The organism is Tritonibacter sp. SIMBA_163 (assembly GCF_046535935.1).
GTDB lineage: Bacteria > Pseudomonadota > Alphaproteobacteria > Rhodobacterales > Rhodobacteraceae > Epibacterium > Epibacterium scottomollicae.
Genome location: NZ_JAWJBP010000051.1, coordinates 1 through 3643, shown reverse-complemented (window position 1 = coordinate 3643; position 3643 = coordinate 1). Strand labels below are relative to the sequence as shown.

At 60.6% G+C, this 3643-nt stretch carries 4 protein-coding genes; 2 read left to right on the top strand and 2 right to left on the bottom strand.

Features of this window, described 5'->3' with window-relative positions; translation table 11 throughout:
• Positions 1-637: 637 nt before the first annotated feature.
• Positions 638-997, bottom strand: a complete 360-nt coding sequence (locus R0J92_RS21255) for an ASCH domain-containing protein (protein WP_317387127.1) — start codon at positions 995-997, stop codon at positions 638-640.
• A 549-nt stretch (positions 998-1546) separates the two neighbouring features.
• Positions 1547-2059: a TetR/AcrR family transcriptional regulator gene (locus R0J92_RS21250; protein WP_411053104.1), complete on the bottom strand. Its 513-nt coding sequence runs from the start codon at positions 2057-2059 to the stop codon at positions 1547-1549.
• Between the two features lie 82 nt (positions 2060-2141).
• On the opposite strand from R0J92_RS21250, the gene R0J92_RS21245 reads away from it, so the two are divergent.
• A complete protein-coding gene (locus tag R0J92_RS21245; RefSeq protein WP_411053103.1) occupies positions 2142-3224 on the top strand; it encodes an alcohol dehydrogenase family protein in 1083 nt (360 codons plus the stop codon).
• Position 3225: 1 nt separating this feature from the next.
• Positions 3226-3594 carry an MFS transporter gene (locus tag R0J92_RS21240; RefSeq protein WP_411053102.1) on the top strand — a complete coding sequence of 123 codons (369 nt, stop codon included), beginning with the start codon at positions 3226-3228 and terminating at the stop codon, positions 3592-3594.
• Positions 3595-3643 lie beyond the last annotated feature (49 nt).

The following is a 3643-nucleotide window of genomic DNA, read 5'->3' as shown; positions in this document are numbered from 1 at the left end:
AGCTCCGCATCGCCGTTATGAACCGCTTCAACGCCCTCGGCACCGCCGAGATCGTCCGCGTGGCATGACCTCAGTGGGTAAGGGGCAGTCACGCCTCAGGCGTGTGTTCTGCAACAACGCCGTTCGAGAGGAATTGCATTCCCTGCAAATTTTTGCGGTAAAGTGGGCATGTTTAGATCGCGGACTTTGAAGCACTTTGGGCGCATCCTTACCAGCCATTACCATTTTCCGACTGCCAAACTCGTCTTTCAGCAATGACGCTTTGATTTTATGCTCGCCAGTTTGCGATCCCGCTGTGCCACAGAGCAAACACTCACCTTCATTCAGTGTCTCAAATTCGCTTACCATGGGGGGAATTTATCCAAAGATCGGAGGTCATCGAAGGGCTCAGAGCGGTCATGCGCCGCCGCGGGAGCCCATTCCAAGCAAACCAAGTCCGCGGGGCGCTCCCGGCCCATTCCTGCCGTTGGCCGATACCTAGCAATGTTGCGATGCGGCCCGTCGAACCTGCCATTCGCTGTGACTGCCAAAAACAAGAGGGTCGCGGATTCACAGTTCGCGGGACGAAGCCACCTTTCGCCGCGTGACAGCAGTGCTTAGCCGTCTGAAGTTCTACGCAGCGGGGCGAAGTGGGCGTTCACAGCATTTGCAGATCGATGGGCACTTCATAGATTCCCCTCGCCGCGAGCACGGGTAGCAAGTATGATACCGGGCGTATGTTCGTGAGTTCCCATGCCAGCCAGCCGTCTTCGTAGTAGCTGGCGCAAGCCGCTGCGATGTCTGTGCTGCAGAAGGGCCTCACAGAAGCAACCCTCACGATGGCAACCGCTTTCCCATCTTGATCCACTTCGCCGTCCATGTGCAGAAAACGAGAATTTTCAACGATCAGGAGATCTTCGTCAGGCTGAAGATCTGGAAACCATCGCCGAACCTCTAGTGTTTTTTCGCCACGCGCAATTCTGGCTCCACTGGGGGCAACAATGGATAGGGCTTTCATACGTTTAGCCTTCAACTGATCTCAATGCCGGAGCTTTTACCTGCAATGTAAATGTCGAGCAATGACCGCAAAGGTCTCGACTGCCGACTTGCGGCGGCGCGGCGCCGAGTTGCAGGGATACCGCACCTCGTGCCCGATGCCAGATGACATCAGGCCAGCCCAAACGCGACATTCATGCAAGGGGCAGCGGGGGCACTGCTGCAGTCGCGAAAGATTGCCCGAAAGCCGCCGTTCAGCAAGCGGTGGCGGCCCTGGCTGATGCTGCGGTCAGCACCAGGGGCAGCGAAGCGCAGAAAGCGTAGTTTGCAAAGTCGTGGTCAGCGTGCCAACTTGAAGCGGTGACGGCCCATAGCCGCCGCTCGCGAGGATGTTCGAATGCCGCGCAAGCAGCCCGCATTACGGACATTCGCGCAGGACGCAGAATTTGACCATGGATGGATGACCGCACCGCGGAGAAACAGTCATTGACTTTAGATGGCTGGATCCGGAGCGCCGAAGGTGGTTTCTCTTGTGTCGAGGCACAGACGGCACCACCCCATGCTGCGATAGCTATCGAAGCGAAACCCGAAGCGCGTGACTCAAGCGCTTGGCTGCATCGACAGCTGCATCGCCTTTTAGCGGCCATACTTGAGTCAGGCCTTCGATGATCATGAGCAGTTCGGTCTCGGCTGCCACGAGGCCGGTTGCCGTGGCTGCCTTTGACGCGACTTCTGCCTTGTGGCGTTCGAGAAACCTGCGAAGTGGATCGCTGTTCGGGTCGGCCGCCACAGCGGCGTGAAACAGGCAGCCATGCGACGCCTCCTCCGTCATCCAGGTTCCGACTCTCACGAGAATGGCGTTTGTCGCGTCTTCGGTGTTTTTCGGCAGGCCAACGAAGACATACGATAGGTAGCGTTGATGCCGGTTCTCCAATGCCACCAGAACCATGTCGGCTCGAGAGGGGGCGTATTTGTAAAGCGTGCGCAGGCTCACGCCAGCGGCATCGCGTAGGGCCTCGACGGAGGGCTCCGCAAATCCGCCCTTGGCGAAGGCACGTTCGAGGCCGGCGGCTATCTTGCTCATCGTGTCTGTCAGCTTGACGATGTAGAGTGATCCCTCTACGTATGCGAGTAGAGAGATCGTTCTACCCCGGAAGGAAGCTGTAATGACACGACCCGCAACGATACCCACAACGATGAAAGCCGTCGTCCTCACCGGACATGGCGGTCTTGATAAACTGGAATGGCGCGAGGATGTGCCGGTGCCCAAGCCGGACGCGGGCGAGGTCCTGATCCGCGTCGGTGCTTCCTCGGTAAACAATACCGACGTGAACACGCGGACGGGCTGGTATTCCAAATCCGTGCGGGGCGACACTAACGCGGCGGCCACGGACGGATATGGCGGGGCATCAGACGCCGACGGGGCGTGGTCCGGCGCGCTGAGCTTTCCGCGCGTTCAGGGCGCCGATTGCTGCGGCAGGATCGTTGCGGTTGGCGAGAGGGTGGACGCCGCGCGTGTCGGCGAGCGGGTTCTTGTGCGACCGATGCATCGCCCAAAGGGCGCAGAACCCGATGCGCTCGTGACCTTCGGGTCCGAACGCGACGGTGCCTTTGCCGAATTCACGACCGTCGCGTCCGAGCACGCCTTGAAGATCGACAGCGCGCTTTCCGATATCGAACTGGCGTCCTTTCCCTGCGCGTTCTCGACCGCCGAGGGCATGATTCAGCGCGCGGAACTGGGTGCGGAACGGGTGCTGATCACGGGGGCTTCGGGGGGTGTCGGATCGGCCGCCGTGCAGCTTGCCAAAAGGCGCGGCGCACATGTCACCGCCCGCACCAGTGCCGCGAAGATGAAGGCGCTGAAGGCGCTTGGTGCCGATATTATGATTGATCGGAACGAACCCGTCCCCCAGGACGCTTACGATGTTGTGCTCGACCTCGTTGGCGGGCCGCGCTGGCCTGCGTTGCTGGATGCGCTGGTACCGCGAGGCCGCTATGTAACCTCGGGCGCCATTGCCGGGCCGATCGTCGAGCTTGACCTGCGAACGCTTTACCTGAAGGATCTGATACTTGTCGGAAGCACCCGACAGGAGCCGAGGGTCTTCGCCGACCTGGTGCGCTACATCGAGGCGGGTGAGATACGTCCGGTCGTCGCCGGGCACCACCAGCTGCACGAGTTGCGCGCCGCCCAGGAGGCGTTCCTGGAGAAGTCTTATCTGGGCAAGCTCGCGATAGAGATTGCCGGCTGACATGCAGATCAGCCCGACCCTTCGCATCGGAACCGTGGGCTTCGCCCTGATCGCTGTCTGCTATGGTTTCGCGCGCTTCGCCTTCGGACTGTTCCTGCCGCAGATCGACAGCGACCTTGGCCTGGGTCCCTCGCTCAGCGGGATCATCTCGGGCGGCTCCTTCGCCGGCTACTGCATCGCCATCATTGCGTCATCGTTGCTGACCGAACGGTTCGGGGCGCGGGCGGTCGCCGTCGGCATGGCTGGTGATGCGGCCGTCGGCATGGCCGGTATCGCGCTTACCCCGTCACCACTGATCCTGGCCTTTGCCGTAATCGTTGCCGGATCAAGTACGGGCCTTGCCGGCTCTGTTGCGCAAATCAGGTTTTGAGCTGGCTTCCCCTTTCCCCAGACGGACTTATCCTACGGGCTCTGTGATG

What these genes read in the sequence shown, in the direction of transcription:
- R0J92_RS21255 (WP_317387127.1), bottom strand. Translation starts at nt 997, where the DNA reads ATGAAAGCCCTATCCATTGTTGCCCCCAGTGGAGCCAGAATTGCGCGT.
- R0J92_RS21250 (WP_411053104.1), bottom strand. Translation starts at nt 2,059, where the DNA reads ATGAGCAAGATAGCCGCCGGCCTCGAACGTGCCTTCGCCAAGGGCGGA.
- R0J92_RS21245 (WP_411053103.1), top strand. Translation starts at nt 2,142, where the DNA reads ATGACACGACCCGCAACGATACCCACAACGATGAAAGCCGTCGTCCTC.
- R0J92_RS21240 (WP_411053102.1), top strand. Translation starts at nt 3,226, where the DNA reads ATGCAGATCAGCCCGACCCTTCGCATCGGAACCGTGGGCTTCGCCCTG.